This window comes from Cellulosimicrobium sp. BMG9.23 (genome assembly GCF_059159985.1).
Genome location: NZ_JBZGBZ010000008.1, coordinates 264658 through 280814 on the forward strand (window position 1 = coordinate 264658; position 16157 = coordinate 280814).

Consider the following 16157-nt stretch of genomic DNA (forward strand, 5'->3'; position numbering starts at 1 on the left):
CCGGCACCGCCCGGTGGTGGCAGGTGCTGGCAGGTGCCGAGCAGGTGATCGTGGCCCGTCCGGAGCTCCGGACGGGCCACGACCGCCTGGTCGACGGTGCCGGGGCCCTGTTCGGCGGTCGACGGCGGACGAGCCGCCTCAGTCCCAGGTGAGCTTCACGACCTCGAACGCCGCCGCGTGGGTGACGCCGAGCGCCGAACCCGTCGGCCCGGTCATCGACGCCAGGAACTCCGCCGGGTCGAAGTCCTCCCACCCGAGGCCGTCGAGGTACGCCGCGTGCGCTGCCAGCGAGGCGACGCCCGCGTCGAACGTGGCGCTGACGTCGACGGCGTGCGTCGCTGCCGGCGAGCCGGCGACCCACACCTGCCCGACGCCGCCCCACGGCTCGAGCCCTTCGTCCTCCACCTGGTCGCGGAATACCCAGCGATTGCCCGCGTCGCGCACGGCGTCGATCACGGCGCGCCCGGTCGCGACGTGGTCGGCCTGGTTCGGGACGCCGTTCGGGAAGGCCTCCCGGTGGTTGCCGGTGATGACCACCTCGGGCCGGTGACGCCGCACGACGCGAGCGATCTCCCGCCGCAGGGGCACGCCGTACTCGAGCACGCCGTCGGGCAGACCGAGGAACTCGACCTCGTCGACGCCCACGAGCCGCGCCGACTCCACCTGCTCCGCCTCGCGGATCCCGCGCGCGACGTCGGGGTCCATGCCGTCGATGCCCGCCTCGCCGCTCGTCACCATGCAGTACACGACGCGCTTGCCCTGCCCGGTCCAGCGCGCGACGGCAGCGGCGGCGCCGAATTCCATGTCGTCCGGGTGGGCGACGACCGCCAGCGCGGTCGACCAGTCCTCGGGCAACGGTTCGAGCGGGGCACGTCCCTGGGCATCGGTGCTCATACGGTCACCGTAGGGCCCGGCCCCGCGCACCGCACCCGCCGAGACGTGAGTTCCCGCCCCGGATCCGCGCGAATCGGGGGCGGGAACTCACGTCTCGGCGATGGCCTCCTCGAGTCCGCGGTGCTCCGTCCAGCGCTGCGCCGCGGCGGTGGCACCCGCGTCGATGAGCGCGGCGAGCTCGGGGCGGTCCGGGACGCGGAACGAGACGTAGCCCCCGCGGCCACCCGCGACGGGTCGGCCGTAGGCCTTGGCGGCGAGGTGGCCGTCGGGCAGCAGCCGGACGGTGATCGTCTGGAGCTCGAAGACCTCGCCGCGACGCTCGTCGGTCCAGCGGAGGTCGTCGGGGACGGTGACGTTGATCGCGAGGGCGCCCACCTGGACGTCGGGGGTGTCGGACATCTGCCCATCCTCGCCGACGGCGAGCCCGCCCCGCAGCCCGTCACCGCCGGTCACGGCCCGTCGGCGACCACGCCCTCCACCGACGTGACGACCGCGTCCTCGACCGACGTGACGCGCGGGTCGACGACGAGCCGCGCGCGCTCCGCGGCGACGACGGTGCGCGCGAGCGCCGCCTCGGACACGTCGACGGCGCCGGCGACCTCCTCCGCGAGCGCGCTGCGCCGCGCGTAGGCGTCGAAGAGCCGCGCCTTGGTGTCGAGGATCCGCACGAGGTGCTCGTCGACGCTGTCGACCGTGAGCAGCCGGTGGACCTGCACGGTCTCGACCTGTCCCATGCGGTGCGCCCGGGCGATCGCCTGCGCCTCGGTCGTGGGCTTCGTCTGGGGCTCGCAGAGGATGACGACGGACGCCCCACTCCCCCGACGTCGATCTGGCTCACGAGGGCCCGGGGAACGGACGACGCGGTGAAGTCGTCGACGACCACCTGACGGGCGGGCGCCGGGACGGACCCCGTGAGCGGTCCGAGCGCGACGTCGCCGAGCGCTCGCGCGACGAGGTCGACGACGTCGCGGAAGTACGAGAACACGACGACCTTGCGCCCGTTCTGCGTCGCCTCCGCCACGATCTCCACGAGGCGACGGAGCTTTGCCGAGTCCTCGGCGTGGTCGACCGCGAACGCCGCGCGCCGCATCGCCATGAACGCCCCGTCCGCGACCGCGTCCCGGTACGCCGCGCCGTCGACCGGCCCCAGCTCCTCCCACTCGTCGACCTGCACGAGCTCCGGCAGCTCCTCGAGGACGTCCTCCGCGTTGCGCCGCAGGTACGCCGGCGCGACCGCCCGGCGGAACGCCTCGGGACCGGCAGCGCCCGCGGCGGCGTCGAGGCCGGCGGCGAGCCCGGGCTGCAGGTACCCGACGAGCGTCCGGAACTCCTCGACGCGGTTCTCCATCGCCGTCCCCGTGAGGAACAGCGCGTGCGGCGCCCCGGCGGCGAGCGCCGCGACGGCGAGCGAGCGCTTGGCCTCCGGGTTCTTCACGTAGTGCGCCTCGTCGACCACGACGACGGCCGGACCGGCCGCCAGGAACGTCTCGGTCCCGGCGGCACGCAGCCCCGCGAACGTCGTGACCGCGACGCCGCCGCCCGTGCGCCATGCCGACGCCGCCTCCTCGCGCGCCTCGCCGTGCAGCGCGTGGACCGCGAGCGCCGAGTGCGCGCGCAGCTCGCGCACCCAGCTCGACAGCACGCTCGCGGGGCACACGACGACGGCGTACGTCGCGCCGCGTGCGACGAGATGCGTGACCACCGCGATCGCCTGGACGGTCTTGCCGAGACCCATCTCGTCGCCGAGGATCACGCGGCCCTGCGCCAGCGCGAACCGGGCACCGAACGCCTGGTACCCGCGCAGCGAGACGCGCAGGAGGGTCTCGTCCAGCGCCTGGGTCTGGACGCGCTCGACGAGCTCGGCCGGCAGGTGGCCCTCGGTCGCGGCGAGGTCGCGGCCCGTGGGGGCGACGCCGTCGAGCAGCGCGTAGTACGCGGCCGAGCGATGCCGGAAGTCCTCCCACACGTCGTACGGCCTGGCGGGCTCGGCCAGCAGCCCGCCAGGTCCCGCGATGCGGCGCGCCTCCTCCCCGAGGCCGGTGGTGCGAGCCTCGTCGATCAGGACGGCGAGCGTCGCCACCGCGGCAAGTGCTCGACGGCGCCGCTCACCCCAGGCGAAGAACCGGCGGGGACCGCTCGCCGCGACGCGGGCGTCGTCGTGCACCCGGTCGTGCTCGGCGATCGTGCGTCGCACCCGGTCCCCGTAGCGGGCGAGGGCCGCGTCGGCCTGGTCGAGCGTGTGCAGCGACCGGACGAGCGCGGTCGCGACGGGGTCGGTCGGGGTGAGGTCGATCCGGAACCGCAGGCCCTCGCGCACGGCGCGCGCCACCTGCTCCGCCGCGGCGAGCAGGTGGGTCGCGGTCTGCGGGCCTATGCCCGGGACGCGCTCGAGCCCTCGACGGCCGAGGCGCGCGACCTCGCCGACCGTCGCGACCCCGGCGTCGGTGAGCGTGCCGAGGCGCAGACGTTCGCGCGTCACGTCGCGCAGCGCCACGACGTCGACCCCGTCGAGGTGCGCGAGGACCTTGTCCTCGCGGCTGTCGCCGAACGCGGCGCGGACCTGCTCACGAGCCTGCGCCGGTGCTCCCCGGAACCGCTCGAGCAGCGCGGCGAGGTCGCCGGCGTCCGCGACGACCCGCCGTGCCTGCCCGACGCCCGGACGGGCGGGGCGTTCTGCCGTCGTCACCCTCGCCAGCGGGCCAGGTGCTCGGCGACGGTCGCGACATCCCCGGTCGACCCGTCCGCGATCGCCATCGTCAGCGCGTAGATCTCCCCGTGGGGAGCGTGGATCTCGACGCCGTTCATGCCGTAGAAGACGACCATGGCGATGAGGCCGAGCCGCTTGTTGCCGTCGACGAGCGCATGGTTCTGGACGACCGACAGCATGAGGGCGGCGGCCTTGTGATCGAGCGAGGGATACGCGTCCTCCCCGAACATCGCTGCCCGAGGACGATGCACGGCGGAGTCCAGGGCGCCCCAGTCGCGCACCACGGGATCGGTCCCGAGGAGTGCCTTGCCCGCCTCGAGCAGGTCGGCGATCTCCAGGTACTCGACCGTCACCTCAGGCGAGCTTGTCGAGGACGGGCCCATACTCACGGATCGCGTCCGCGATGAGGCGGTCACGCAGCGCCGCGCGCTCGGCGCCGTAGCGACGCACCGCGTCGCGGACGATCTCGTTCTGGGAGCGGCCCTCGCGCTCGGACGCGGCCTCGAGCACGCGCTTCTCGTCCTCGGTGAACCGGACCACCATCTGGTTGCCGCTCATCGTGCACCTCGCTCGTCACGGATCCGGCGCCCTCGGGGTCGACGCCGTGATATCAGCACGGTATCACCGGCAGCGGGAGGCGCCCGAGATGCGCTCAATACGTCGTCAGGTCGTGCGCGCGGAACTGGTCGCGCACGCGATCGGTCAGCTCTGCGGACGGCGCCGGTGTGTCCTCGAGCGCGTACGCACGCCCGAGCGCGTCCCACTTGTCGCGGCCCATCTGGTGGAAGGGCAGCACCTCGAGCGCGGCGTGCACGCCCATCGCCCGCGCGGCGGCGCTCGACGCCGGCGAGCACCACCAGCGGCGCGGGCGAGGCCGGTCCGTGTGAGACTTCCCGGGTGAAACGGACCGTAGGTGTGGAAGAAGAGTTCCTGCTCGTCGGCGAGGACGGCCGACCCGTCGCCAAGGCGCAGGAAGCGCTGGAGGCGACGGGGACGTCGGACAAGGACGGCGGCACCGGCTCGCTCGAGTCGGAGTTCATGGAGGAACAGCTCGAGACCGCGACACACCCGCGCACCGAGCTGGAGGACCTCGCGAAGGAGATCCGCGCCGGGCGGGCCCGCGCGCAGGAGGCGGCCGACCGGGTCGGGGCCCGCGTGGCCGCGCTGTCGACGTCGCCGAAGCCGTTCGAGGGCACCACGGTGGGCCGCCTGCGCTACCTCGAGGCGCGGGCCGCGTTCGGGCTGACCGCACGCGAGCAGCTCACGAGCGGGTGCCACGTCCACGTCGCGGTGAACGACGACACCGAGGGCGTCGCCGTCCTCGACCGGATCGGTCCGTGGCTCGCGACGCTGCTCGCCCTGAGCACCAACTCGCCGTACTGGCAGGGCGAGGACAGCGGCTACGCGAGCTTCCGGTCGCAGGTCTGGTCGCGGTGGCCCACGTCGGGGCCCGCCCGCTCGTTCGGGAGCCCGGAGGCGTACCACGACGCCGTCGCCTCGCTCGTCGCGACCGGCACCATCCTCGACCAGGCGATGGTCTACTTCGACGCGCGGCTCTCGGCGCGGTACCCGACCGTCGAGATCCGCATCGCCGACGTGTGCCTCGACCCGGACACCGCGACCCTCGTCGCGGCGCTCGCCCGGGGGCTCGTCGAGACGGCGGCCCGCGAGGCGGCGGCCCGGAAGCAGGCTCCCGAGCTGCGGCCCGAGCTCCTGCGCACCGCGTCGTGGCGCGCCGGGCGCTCGGGGCTGGGCGAGGACCTCGTCTCGCCGCTCACCTGGCGTCCGGCACCGGCGCACGACGTCGTCGGGCAGCTCGTCACGCACGTGCGCGAGGCGCTCGTCGACACCGACGACCTCGACACCGTCACCGAGCTGCTGGGACGGCTGTGGTCACGCGGCAACGGGGCGGCGCGGCAGCGCGAGTGGTTCGCCGAGTCGGGCGGGGACCTGCGCGTCGTCGTCGAGAAGGCCGTCGGCGTCACGCACTCCTGAGCGACAGCGCCGGTTCCGGGGCGACGACCAGCTACAGCGGGGCGGGCGTCCCGGGACCGGTCGCCGCGACCCGAGCCGCCGCCTCCTCACCTGCTGCCGCGAGCGCCAGCGTCTCGAGGGTCGTCGCGCCGACGACGTCGGGCTCCGCCCCGCCCGCCCAGGCGTGCCCGTGCGACACCCACGCCGTGCGCACGCCCGCCGCCCGCCCGGCGGCGACGTCGAGGTGGGCGGCGTCGCCGACCATCCAGACCTCGCGCCGGTCGACCGCCTCGGCGCCGATGCGCTCGAGTGCGATCTCGAGCAGGCGCGGGTCTGGCTTGGCGACCCGCTCCTCGTCGGAGACCACGACGTCGTCGACGTGCCGTGCGACGTCGCAGCGAGCGATCTTCCCGCGCTGCTGCGCGGACGTGCCGTTCGTCACGACGACGACACGGTGTCCGTCCGCGCGCAGCGCGTCGAGCGCGTCGAGGACTCCGGGGTAGGCCTCGACGTGGTCGAGGATGCCGAGCCGGAAGCGCTCCACGACGGCGGGAAGCTCGTCGGTCCACCCGAGCCGGTCGACGATCACGCGCGCGACGTCCGTCTTCGGGGCGTGGCCTCCCCGGTCCGCCGCGACGATCGCCGCGACGTCGGACTCGTCGCCGCCCGCGTCGGCCGCGGCGTGCCGCGCCCAGGCGGCGAACGCGACGTCGCGCCCGACGAGCGTGTTGTCGAGGTCGAGGAGCCAGATCATGTGCCGGACCCTAGCGCAGCGGGTCGTCGCCCGATCGAGCCGTCCGCGAGATCGGCTGCTCGGCGCGAGATCGGTCGCCGGGCGCGAGATCGGTCCTCCGCAGGACCGATCTCGCGCCGACGCGCCGATCTCGATGACGTCATGGCGACGAGCACTCTCGTCGCGCACGTCGGGCGCGGCGGACCTGCGCGGTTCAGTCGCGACCGAGCGCCGCGAGGCCGTCGAGCACGTCGCGCGCGACGTCGGGTGCGGTGAGCCGGAAGGCCATCGCGACCTGGTCGGGGCTCGCGTGGTCGAGGAACTGCGCGGGCAGACCGATCGCGTGGACCGGGGTGCGCACCCCCGACTCGAGCGCTCGCTGCGCGAGCAGCGACCCGACGCCGCCGTCGGCGACGCCGTCCTCGACGCTCACGACGAGGTCGTGCTCGCCCGCGAGCTTGACGAGCGCGCTCGGCATCGGCAGGACCCACGTCGGCGACGCGACCGTGACGTCCACGCCGTGCGCCGTCAGCGACTCCGCGGCACCGAGCGCGACGCGCGCCATCGAGCCGAGACCCACGAGCAGGACGCGGCGACGCGGTGCGCTCGCCGTCGCCGCGGCGTCGGGCACCGGTGCGTCCGTGCCGGACACCGCGGCGTCCGCGGGCACCGCGAGCAGGTCGACGCCGTCGACCGTGTCGACCGCGGGCAGCGCCTCGGAGAGCGCGCCTTTCGGGTACCGCACGACGGTCGGGGCGTCGTCGACGTCCACGGCCTCGCGCAGCGCCGTCCGCAGCGTCTCCTCGTCGCGCGGCGCCGCGAGGCGCAGGCCGGGGACGATGCGCAGCATCGCCATGTCCCACATGCCGTTGTGGCTCGCGCCGTCGTCGCCCGTGATGCCCGCGCGGTCGAGGACGAAGGTCACGCCGGCCTTGTGCAGCGCGACGTCCATGAGGACCTGGTCGAACGCGCGGTTGAGGAACGTCGCGTACACGGCGACGACGGGGTGCAGTCCGGCGAAGGCCATGCCCGCCGCCGAGGTCGCGGCATGCTGCTCCGCGATGCCGACGTCGAACGTGCGCTCGGGGAACGCCTGCGAGAACGGCTTGAGGCCGACGGGCTCGAGCATGGCCGCGGTGATCGCCACGACGTCGGGCCGGCGACGACCGATCTGGACGATCTCGTCGGCGAACACGCTCGTCCAGCCGAAGCGCGACGGCGCGACGGGCAGACCGGTCTCCGGATGGATCTTGCCCACGGCGTGGAAGCGGTCGGCGACGTCCTGCTCGGCCGGGGAGTAGCCCCGGCCCTTCTCGGTGATCGCGTGCACGATCACCGGCGCGCCGTAGGAGCGGGCGCGGCGCAGCGCGTGCTCCATCGCCTCGACGTCGTGACCGTCGATCGGCCCGATGTACTTGATGCCCAGGTCCTCGAACATGCCCTGCGGCGCGACGACGTCCTTGAGACCCTTCTTCAGCCCGTGCAGCCACTCGTACGCGAACCGCCCGGGCGCACCGGACCGGGTCAGCGTGCGCTTGCCCCACTGGAGGAAGCTCTCGTAGCCGCGCGTCGTGCGCAGCGTCGACAGGTGGTGCGCCATGCCGCCGACGGTCGGCGAGTAGGAGCGGCCGTTGTCGTTGACGACGACGATCAGCCGGCGGTCCTGCGACTCCGCGATGTTGTTGAGGGCCTCCCACGCCATGCCGCCCGTGAGCGCGCCGTCGCCGATGACCGCGACGACGTGCCGGTCGGTCAGTCCACGGACGACGTTCGCCTTCGCGATGCCGTCGCCCCACGACAGCGCGGTCGACGCGTGCGAGTTCTCGACGACGTCGTGCTCGGACTCGGCGCGCGACGGGTAGCCCGACAGGCCGTCCTTCTTGCGCAGCGCGGAGAAGTCCTGGCGGCCGGTCAGGAGCTTGTGCACGTAGGACTGGTGGCCCGTGTCGAAGACGAACGTGTCCGTCGGGGACGAGAAGACGCGGTGCATCGCGATCGTCAGCTCGACGACGCCGAGGTTCGGGCCGAGGTGGCCGCCCGTGCGCGACACGGACTCGACGAGGAAGTCGCGGATCTCGGCGGCGAGCTCGCGAGCCTGGGCCGGCGTCAGCCGTTGCACGTCCTCAGGGGAGGTGATCGTGCTCAGCAGGCTCATCCAGTGCTCCGTTCCGTTCCCGTCCGACCAGCCCGACAACTCTAGGCGCTGCGCGCGGGTGCACCGCGCACCGGTGCGCGGCAGGACGAGACCTTCACGCCATTGACGCACACTCCGGCGCGCGACGCACCGGCGACGGTCCCGCCCGCCGTGGAAGTCCAGTTCCGTCCTGCGGACACCTCGGGCGACCACCGTAGGATGGCCCCATGCGCTTCCTGCCCGGACAGACCCCCGCGACCGACCTCACGTACGGCGACGTCTTCCTCGTCCCGTCGCGCTCCGAGGTCACGTCCCGCTTCGACGTCGACCTCTCCTCCGCGGACGGCACGGGCACAACGGTCCCGCTCGTCGTCGCGAACATGACCGCGGTCGCCGGCCGCCGGATGGCCGAGACCGTCGCGCGGCGCGGCGGGATCGCGATCCTCCCGCAGGACGTGCCGACCGACGTCGTCGCCGACGTCGTGGCGGACGTGAAGTCCAAGGACCCCGTCATCGAGACGCCCGTCGTGGTCCGCCCCCACGACACGGTCCACACCGCGCTCACGCTCATCGGCAAGCGAGCCCACGGCGCTGCGGTCGTCGTGGACGACGGTCGCCCGGTCGGCGTCGTCACCGAGGCCGACTGCACCGGCGTCGACCGGTTCACGCAGGTCCACCAGGTCATGACCGACCACCCGCTCGCGCTCGACGCGTCGATCCTCGACGGCGGGCGTGCCGGGCTCGAGGCCGCGTTCGACCAGCTCTACACGGCGCGCCTCAAGGTCGCTCCCGTGACGCGCGACGGCGCGATCGTCGGCGTTCTCACGCGCAAGGGCGCGCTGCGCTCGTCCGTGTACACCCCGGCGCTCGACGCCACGGGCCGCCTGCGCGTCGGCGCGGCCGTCGGCATCAACGGCGACGTCGCGGCCAAGACCAAGGAGCTGCTCGCCGCGGGGGTCGACGTGCTCGTCGTCGACACCGCGCACGGCCACCAGGCGAAGATGCTCCAGGCGCTCGACGCCGTGCGATCCGTCGCGCCGGACGTCCCGGTCGTCGCGGGCAACGTGGTCACCGCCGACGGCGTGCGCGACCTCGTCGCGGCGGGCGCCGACATCGTCAAGGTCGGCGTCGGGCCCGGCGCGATGTGCACGACGCGCATGATGACCGCTGTCGGGCGCCCGCAGTTCTCCGCGGTGCTGGAGTGCGCCGCGGCGGCGCGCGAGCTCGGCAAGCACGTGTGGGCCGACGGCGGCGTGCGGCACCCGCGCGACGTCGCCCTCGCGCTGGCCGCCGGCGCGTCCCAGGTGATGATCGGCTCGTGGTTCGCCGGCACCTACGAGTCCCCGGGCGACCTGCACGACGACGGCACCGGGCGCCTCTACAAGGAGAGCTTCGGGATGGCCTCGGCCCGGGCCGTGGCCGCGCGCACCGCCGGCGGCTCGCCGTTCGACCGCGCGCGCAAGGGCCTGTACGAGGAGGGCATCAGCTCCGGCCGCATGTTCCTCGACCCGCAGCGCCCCGGCGTCGAAGACCTGCTCGACGAGATCACGTCCGGTCTGCGGTCGTCGTGCACGTACGCGGGCGCGGCGGACCTGCAGCAGTTCGCCGAGCGCGCCGTCGTCGGCATCCAGTCCGCCGCGGGGTACGAGGAGGGCCGCCCGCTCCCCGTGAGCTGGTGACCCGCTCGTGCCGGTGACCGAGGGCCCGACGGGCTCCCCCTCCGCCCGCGACCAGCTCGCCGTGCTCCCCCACGACGGCGGCGACTGGCCGTCGCCGTGGCGCGTCGCCGTGGGCGCCCTCGACGAGCGTGCGCGCCCGGCGGCCGTCCTCATGCTGTTCGGTGTGCTCGACGGCACGCCGTCGGAGCACGCCGCGCCGGCCGTGGCCCGGGACCTCGACGTCCTCCTGCTCGCCCGCGCGACGACGCTCGGCCACCACCCGGGACAGGTCGCCTTCCCGGGCGGCCGCGTCGACCCGGGAGACGACGACGCCGTCGACGCGGCGCTGCGCGAGGCCGTCGAGGAGACCGGTCTGGACCGGACGGGCGTCGAGGTGCTCGGGACGCTCGGCGAGCTGCCCGTCCCGGTGAGCAACCACCTCGTGACGCCCGTGCTCGGCTGGTGGGCCCGCCCCACGCCCGTGCGCGCGGTCGACGACGCGGAGTCGGCGCACGTGTTCCGCGTCCCGGTGGCGGATCTCCTCGACCCGGACCGGCGGCGCACGGTGACCGTGCGCCGGGGCCGCCGGGTGCACAAGAGCCCCGGCTTCCTCGTCGAGGCCGACGGCCGCGACCACCTCGTGTGGGGCTTCACCGGCGGGCTCCTCGACGCGCTGTTCGACAGGCTCGGCTGGACCGAGCCCTGGGACCCCTCTCGCACGGTCGACGCCCCGCTCTGAGGGAGCCGACGGGTACCGGGTGCACACCCGCTCGACCGCGAGGCGCGTGCTGGCACCGTCCCGGTCACGCCCTCCGGTGCGCGACCTGCTCTCGGACCAGCACGTCGTACGGGCTCGTGGGCGCGTCCCGCTCGTCGGCCACGAGCACGACCAGGGCACGGCACGTGGGGTGGCCGGCCAGGTGAGCGAGGGTCCGCCGCCACGACCGGAGGTTCGGGTGCTCGAGGTCTCGCGCCGCTTCCGCCGGTTCGAGCAGCTCGGCGGCCCGCGCGAGCAGCGCCCCGGGCAGCTCGAGGGTCCGTGTCACGCCGTCCCACCCGACGAGCAGCGACATCACGGCTGCGGGCAGCCCGTGCTCCCCCCGGTTCGCGGCGCCGACCTCGGTGGTCCCGTCGGCATGGCGCACGACCGTGCCGTAGACCGCCGGCGCCAGATATCCGGGCATGAGCGCCTCGAAGCGCAGGCGCGCCGCGGTGAGCTCCTCACGGGTCGCCCACGCCTGCGGCGCGCGCGTCGTCGTCTCGGGACGTGGTGCCGACATGCGCGGAAGGGTAGCCGACAGGGTCGCCTCCCTGCGGACGGCTTCGGCGGACGACGGCTCGGGTAGTCGCCGTGGTCGACTTCGGCGACATCACGAGCGGCGACCCGGCGACCGACCTGGCGACGCCTGACGGAGGGGGTGACCGGTCAGCCGGGCGTCCGGTCCGCCGGGCCCGCCGACGGTCCGGAGAGCCGCTTCGCGAACGCGGGCGCGCCCGTCAGCGTCGTGTACGAGCGGCGGACCATCTCCTCGAGCACGCCCAGGTCGACCTCGTCGAGATCCTTGACGTACAGGCACGCCTTGCCCACGGAGTGGGGCCCGAGCCGGCCGAGGAGCTCGGCGTGCTCGTCGACGCCGTCCGTGAGGTAGACGGTCGTCGCGGCCTTGCGCGGGGAGAACCCCACCGCAGCCATGTCGCCCTCGCGGCCGCTCGCGTAGCGGTAGTGGTAGGTGCCGAAGCCCACGATCGACGGCCCCCATATGCGGGGCTCCTCGCCGGTGACCCGGCGCATGAGCCGGACCAGACGTTCGGCGTCGCGTCGCCGCGCGGGGTGCTCGACCGCGGCGACGAAGGCCACGACGTCCGCGTCGGTCGGCCGGGTCGTGCTGCTGCTGTCGGAGCTGGCCACCGTCTCAGTATCCACCGATGGCGCGTCGGGCGTGCACCCGAGGGGACGGCCTTCGGGAGAGTTGCTCTCGAAGCGAAAGTCGCGCGGGTCACCTCACACTTCTGATTGACGCACGTCATAAGTCGTGCCTACTGTCGGTGCGCACCGTCCGGGCTCCCCCGGTCGGGGCGGCGCCCCGCCGATGTCGACGGGGCGCCGAAGACGTCCGAGAGGAATCATCATGACGACGAAGTCCACCTCCGTCCGCCGGGTGCTGCGAGGCACCGCGGGCTCCGCCGCCGCCCTGGCCCTCGTGCTCGGCGCCGCCGCAGGCGCCACGGCCGCCCCCGCGGACAAGGGCGAGGGCAGGCCGTCCGACGCCGGCCGCAGCGTCCCCGCGAGCAAGGTCTCGATCCAGATGTTCAGCCTCATCCCCTGGGTGAACGAGGTCGGCCTCGACGCCGTGCTCGGCGAGCTCGCTGCCATGGGGTACAAGAACATCGAGCCCTTCAGCGGCAACTTCTCCGGCTACACCGCCGAGGAGTTCGCGGCGCTGCTCAAGAAGCACGGGCTCAAGGCGTCGGCGTCCCACAACAGCACGAACGAGGCGACGTGGGACGAGACCCTCGCCTACTCCAAGACGATCGGTCAGCACTACGTCGGCTCGGGCGGGTTCGCCGGCCCCGGCATCGGCAGCTACGAGGACGTCCTGGCCACTGCCGCGACCCTCGACCGGCTCGGCGAGGCGGCGAAGAAGCAGGGACTGCACAAGATCTTCGGGCACAACCACCAGCAGGAGTTCACGACGCAGTACGTCGTGCCCGAGACCGGCGAGCTGAAGTCGGCCTGGGAGATCATCGCGGACAACACCGATCCCCGGTACGTCACCTTCGAGGTCGACGTCCTCTGGGCGTACGACGCCGGGGTCGACGTCGTCGCGCTGCTCGAGGAGTACGGCGACCGCATCGAGCTCCTGCACGTCAAGGACGGGTTCCTCAACGGCGACGCGCGAGCGACCTTCGCGGACGTCGGCGAGGGCGAGATCGAGTGGGAACCGATCCTGCAGGCCGCGCAGGGCAAGGTGAAGTACTACACGGTCGAGTACGACTTCGCCCCCGACGGCCGCGACTTCGCCGCCGACTCCTTCGAGTACCTCACGAACCTCACCTACTGAGGGACCGTGCGGGGCGCCGGGCCGTCCGCCCCCCGCCCCGCACGACGGACGCCCCGCCGCTCCTTCCGGAGCGACGGGGCGTCCGTCGTGGTGGTGACCGGTCGCGTCAGGCCGCGACGAGCGAGCGCAGCACGTACTGCAGGATCCCGCCGTTGCGGTAGTAGTCCGCCTCGCCCGGGGTGTCGATGCGCACGACCGCGTCGAACTCGACGGTCGTGCCGTCGCCCTTCGTGGCCGTGACCTTCACCGTGCGCGGGGTCGACCCGTCGTTCAGGGCGGTGATGCCGGCGACGTCGAACGTCTCGGTGCCGTCCAGGCCGAGCGACGCGGCGCTCTCGCCCGCCGGGAACTGCAGCGGCAGGACGCCCATGCCGATGAGGTTCGAGCGGTGGATGCGCTCGAAGCTCTCGGTGATGACGGCCTTCACGCCGAGGAGCGCGGTGCCCTTGGCGGCCCAGTCGCGCGACGAGCCGGAGCCGTACTCCTTGCCGCCGAGGATGACGAGCGGCGTGCCCTGCGCGGCGTAGTCCTGCGCGGCGTCGTAGATGGTGTCCTGGGCGTCCTTCACGAAGTTGTACGTGTAGCCGCCCTCGACGCCGTCGAGGAGCTGGTTGCGCAGGCGGATGTTCGCGAACGTGCCGCGGATCATGACCTCGTGGTTCCCGCGGCGCGAGCCGTAGGAGTTGAACTCACGGCGGCCCACGCCGTGCTCGGCGAGGTACGTGCCGGCCGGCGAGTCCGCCTTGATGGCACCCGCGGGGCTGATGTGGTCCGTCGTCACCGAGTCGCCGAGCTTCGCGAGGACGCGCGCGCCGGAGATGTCGGTGACGGGCGACGGCTCGGCCGACATGCCGTCGAAGTACGGGGGCTTGCGCACGTAGGTCGACTCGGTGTCCCAGGCGAACGTGTCGCCCTCGGGCGTGTCGAGCGAGCGCCAGCGGTCGTCACCCGTGAAGACGTCCGCGTAGTCCTTCGTGAACATGTCGCGGTCGATCGAGGAGTCGATCGTCGCCTGGACCTCCTCGGGCGACGGCCAGAGGTCCCGGAGGTACACCGGCTCGCCGTGCGGGTCGGTGCCGAGCGGCTCGCCCTCGAAGTCGAAGTCCATCGTGCCCGCGAGCGCGTAGGCGATGACGAGCGGCGGCGACGCGAGGTAGTTCATCTTCACGTCGGGGTTGATGCGGCCCTCGAAGTTGCGGTTGCCCGAGAGCACCGACACGACCGACAGGTCGTGCTCGTTGACCGAGGCGGAGATCTCCTCGGCGAGCGGACCGGAGTTGCCGATGCACGTCGCGCAGCCGTAGCCCACGAGGTGGAAGCCGAGCTTCTCGAGGTACGGCCAGAGCCCGGCCTTCTCGTAGTAGTTCGTCACGACCTGCGAGCCCGGAGCCATCGACGTCTTGACCCACGGCTTCGACGCGAGGCCGCGGTCGACCGCGTTCTTCGCGAGGAGCGCCGCGGCGAGCATGACCGAGGGGTTCGACGTGTTGGTGCACGACGTGATCGAGGCGATGACGACGTGCCCGTGGTCGAGCTCCGTCGTCGTGCCGTCCCCCAGCGTCACGGGGACGACCTTGTGCGGGCGCGTGGCGCTGTCGCCGTGACCCGGCGCGACGGGGTGGTCGGACTCGTTGTCGTGCGCGGCCGCAGCGATCGGGTCGGACGCCGGGAACGTCTCCTCGACGGACTCGTCGAGGCCCGTGAAGGGCGCCGCCTCCTGGGCGTCGACGTAGTCGAGGATCGCCGAGGCGAACGACTCCTTGGCCTCGGTGAGCTCGATGCGGTCCTGCGGGCGCTTCGGGCCCGCGATCGACGGGACGACCGTCGAGAGGTCGAGCTCGAGGTACTCGGAGAACGTCGGCTCGACGTAGGTCGCCGCCGTCGGGTCGAGCCACAGACCCTGCTCCTTGGCGTACGCCTCGACGAGCGCGAGCTGCTCCTCGCTGCGGCCCGTGAGGCGCAGGTAGTCGAGCGTCACGCCGTCGATCGGGAAGATCGCCGCGGTCGAGCCGAACTCGGGGCTCATGTTGCCGATGGTCGCGCGGTTCGCGAGCGGCACCTGGGCGACGCCCTCGCCGTAGAACTCCACGAACTTCCCGACGACGCCGTGCTGGCGCAGCATCTGGGTGATCGTGAGCACGACGTCGGTCGCGGTCACGCCGGCCGGGATCGAGCCGGAGAGCTTGAAGCCGACGACGCGCGGGATGAGCATCGACACGGGCTGGCCGAGCATGGCGGCCTCGGCCTCGATGCCGCCGACGCCCCAGCCGAGCACACCGAGGCCGTTGACCATCGTCGTGTGCGAGTCGGTGCCGACGCACGTGTCGGGGTAGGCGCGCAGGACGTCGCCGTCCGCCGTGCTGACCGTGCGCGTCATGATCGTGCGCGCGAGGTACTCGATGTTGACCTGGTGCACGATGCCGGTGCCGGGCGGGACGACCTTGAAGTCGTCGAACGCCGTCTGGCCCCAGCGCAGGAACTGGTAGCGCTCGTGGTTGCGCTCGTACTCGATCTCCACGTTGCGCTCGAACGCGTCGGGGCGGCCCGCGACGTCGATCTGCACGGAGTGGTCGATGACCATCTCGGCGGGGGCGAGCGGGTTGATGCGCGACGGGTCGCCGCCGAGCTCGACGACGGCCTCGCGCATCGTCGCGAGGTCGACGACGCACGGGACGCCGGTGAAGTCCTGCATGATCACGCGCGCGGGCGTGAACTGGATCTCGGTGTCAGGCTGCGCGGCGGGGTCCCACGACGCGATCGCGCGCACGTGGTCGGCGGTGATGTTGGCGCCGTCCTCCGTGCGCAGGAGGTTCTCGGCGAGGATCTTCAGGCTGTACGGGAGGCGCTCGACACCCTCGACGGCGGACAGGCGGAAGATCTCGTACGAGCTCCCACCGACCTCCAGTGTTCCCTTCGACCCGAACGTGTCGACGCTGCTCACTCGTGGCTCCTTCGTGGCGAGACGGTGGCACGGATGCCATGTTCTGGGGGGCTT

Annotated in this window: 15 protein-coding genes; 4 read left to right on the forward strand and 11 right to left on the reverse strand. The window is 73.2% G+C overall.

Annotated features, from left to right (window positions below; all coding sequences use genetic code 11):
* Positions 1 to 138: 138 nt before the first annotated feature.
* The 6 genes from AC4H2G_RS15920 to AC4H2G_RS15945 all read right to left on the reverse strand — a co-directional run bounded on the left by AC4H2G_RS15920 (position 139) and on the right by AC4H2G_RS15945 (position 4421).
* Complete coding sequence (locus AC4H2G_RS15920) at positions 139 to 894, reverse strand: PIG-L deacetylase family protein (RefSeq protein ID WP_494366697.1); 756 nt, start codon at positions 892 to 894, stop codon at positions 139 to 141.
* Positions 895 to 981: 87 nt separating this feature from the next.
* Positions 982 to 1293, reverse strand: a complete 312-nt coding sequence (locus tag AC4H2G_RS15925) for a hypothetical protein (RefSeq protein WP_494366698.1) — start codon at positions 1291 to 1293, stop codon at positions 982 to 984.
* A 40-nt stretch (positions 1294 to 1333) separates the two neighbouring features.
* Positions 1334 to 3580, reverse strand: coding sequence for a DEAD/DEAH box helicase (locus tag AC4H2G_RS15930; protein ID WP_494366699.1), 2247 nt, complete (start codon positions 3578 to 3580; stop codon positions 1334 to 1336).
* The gene (locus AC4H2G_RS15935) at positions 3577 to 3954 is read right to left on the reverse strand and encodes a type II toxin-antitoxin system death-on-curing family toxin (protein WP_494366700.1); all 378 of its coding nucleotides are present in this window, start codon (positions 3952 to 3954) and stop codon (positions 3577 to 3579) included. The genes AC4H2G_RS15930 and AC4H2G_RS15935 overlap by 4 nt, the downstream gene beginning before the upstream one ends.
* A gap of 1 nt (position 3955) precedes the next feature.
* Entirely contained in the window at positions 3956 to 4159 is a 204-nt protein-coding gene (locus AC4H2G_RS15940) for a ribbon-helix-helix protein, CopG family (RefSeq protein ID WP_494366701.1), read from the reverse strand.
* A gap of 94 nt (positions 4160 to 4253) precedes the next feature.
* Positions 4254 to 4421 carry a hypothetical protein gene (locus tag AC4H2G_RS15945; RefSeq protein ID WP_494366702.1) on the reverse strand — a complete coding sequence of 56 codons (168 nt, stop codon included), beginning with the start codon at positions 4419 to 4421 and terminating at the stop codon, positions 4254 to 4256.
* A gap of 77 nt (positions 4422 to 4498) precedes the next feature.
* Between AC4H2G_RS15945 and AC4H2G_RS15950 the strand changes: the two genes are divergently transcribed.
* Positions 4499 to 5596, forward strand: coding sequence for a carboxylate-amine ligase (locus AC4H2G_RS15950; RefSeq protein WP_494366703.1), 1098 nt, complete (start codon positions 4499 to 4501; stop codon positions 5594 to 5596).
* Positions 5597 to 5627: 31 nt separating this feature from the next.
* On the opposite strand, the gene AC4H2G_RS15955 is transcribed toward AC4H2G_RS15950, so the two are convergent.
* Positions 5628 to 6329, reverse strand: coding sequence for an HAD family hydrolase (locus AC4H2G_RS15955; RefSeq protein ID WP_494366704.1), 702 nt, complete (start codon positions 6327 to 6329; stop codon positions 5628 to 5630).
* Positions 6330 to 6522: 193 nt separating this feature from the next.
* Complete coding sequence (dxs, locus tag AC4H2G_RS15960; RefSeq protein ID WP_494366705.1) at positions 6523 to 8463, reverse strand: 1-deoxy-D-xylulose-5-phosphate synthase; 1941 nt, start codon at positions 8461 to 8463, stop codon at positions 6523 to 6525.
* A gap of 206 nt (positions 8464 to 8669) precedes the next feature.
* Between dxs and guaB1 the strand changes: the two genes are divergently transcribed.
* Positions 8670 to 10121 (forward strand): GMP reductase, encoded by a 1452-nt coding sequence (guaB1, locus tag AC4H2G_RS15965; protein WP_494366706.1) that lies wholly within the window; start codon positions 8670 to 8672, stop codon positions 10119 to 10121.
* 13 nt (positions 10122 to 10134) lie between these two features.
* The gene (locus AC4H2G_RS15970; RefSeq protein WP_494366707.1) at positions 10135 to 10839 is read left to right on the forward strand and encodes an NUDIX hydrolase; all 705 of its coding nucleotides are present in this window, start codon (positions 10135 to 10137) and stop codon (positions 10837 to 10839) included.
* 64 nt (positions 10840 to 10903) lie between these two features.
* Here the strand turns inward: AC4H2G_RS15970 and AC4H2G_RS15975 are convergent, their stop codons facing one another.
* The gene (locus tag AC4H2G_RS15975) at positions 10904 to 11380 is read right to left on the reverse strand and encodes a hypothetical protein (protein WP_494366708.1); all 477 of its coding nucleotides are present in this window, start codon (positions 11378 to 11380) and stop codon (positions 10904 to 10906) included.
* Positions 11381 to 11526: 146 nt separating this feature from the next.
* Positions 11527 to 12009, reverse strand: coding sequence for a DUF1801 domain-containing protein (locus AC4H2G_RS15980; protein ID WP_494366709.1), 483 nt, complete (start codon positions 12007 to 12009; stop codon positions 11527 to 11529).
* 220 nt (positions 12010 to 12229) lie between these two features.
* On the opposite strand from AC4H2G_RS15980, the gene AC4H2G_RS15985 reads away from it, so the two are divergent.
* Positions 12230 to 13162 carry a sugar phosphate isomerase/epimerase family protein gene (locus tag AC4H2G_RS15985; protein ID WP_494366710.1) on the forward strand — a complete coding sequence of 311 codons (933 nt, stop codon included), beginning with the start codon at positions 12230 to 12232 and terminating at the stop codon, positions 13160 to 13162.
* A 106-nt stretch (positions 13163 to 13268) separates the two neighbouring features.
* On the opposite strand, the gene AC4H2G_RS15990 is transcribed toward AC4H2G_RS15985, so the two are convergent.
* Positions 13269 to 16103 carry an aconitate hydratase gene (locus AC4H2G_RS15990; protein ID WP_494366711.1) on the reverse strand — a complete coding sequence of 945 codons (2835 nt, stop codon included), beginning with the start codon at positions 16101 to 16103 and terminating at the stop codon, positions 13269 to 13271.
* Positions 16104 to 16157 lie beyond the last annotated feature (54 nt).

What these genes read in the sequence shown, in the direction of transcription:
- AC4H2G_RS15920 (WP_494366697.1), bottom strand. Translation starts at nt 894, where the DNA reads ATGAGCACCGATGCCCAGGGACGTGCCCCGCTCGAACCGTTGCCCGAG.
- AC4H2G_RS15925 (WP_494366698.1), bottom strand. Translation starts at nt 1,293, where the DNA reads ATGTCCGACACCCCCGACGTCCAGGTGGGCGCCCTCGCGATCAACGTC.
- AC4H2G_RS15940 (WP_494366701.1), bottom strand. Translation starts at nt 4,159, where the DNA reads ATGAGCGGCAACCAGATGGTGGTCCGGTTCACCGAGGACGAGAAGCGC.
- AC4H2G_RS15945 (WP_494366702.1), bottom strand. Translation starts at nt 4,421, where the DNA reads ATGGGCGTGCACGCCGCGCTCGAGGTGCTGCCCTTCCACCAGATGGGC.
- AC4H2G_RS15955 (WP_494366704.1), bottom strand. Translation starts at nt 6,329, where the DNA reads ATGATCTGGCTCCTCGACCTCGACAACACGCTCGTCGGGCGCGACGTC.
- dxs (WP_494366705.1), bottom strand. Translation starts at nt 8,463, where the DNA reads ATGAGCCTGCTGAGCACGATCACCTCCCCTGAGGACGTGCAACGGCTG.
- guaB1 (WP_494366706.1), top strand. Translation starts at nt 8,670, where the DNA reads ATGCGCTTCCTGCCCGGACAGACCCCCGCGACCGACCTCACGTACGGC.
- AC4H2G_RS15975 (WP_494366708.1), bottom strand. Translation starts at nt 11,380, where the DNA reads ATGTCGGCACCACGTCCCGAGACGACGACGCGCGCGCCGCAGGCGTGG.
- AC4H2G_RS15985 (WP_494366710.1), top strand. Translation starts at nt 12,230, where the DNA reads ATGACGACGAAGTCCACCTCCGTCCGCCGGGTGCTGCGAGGCACCGCG.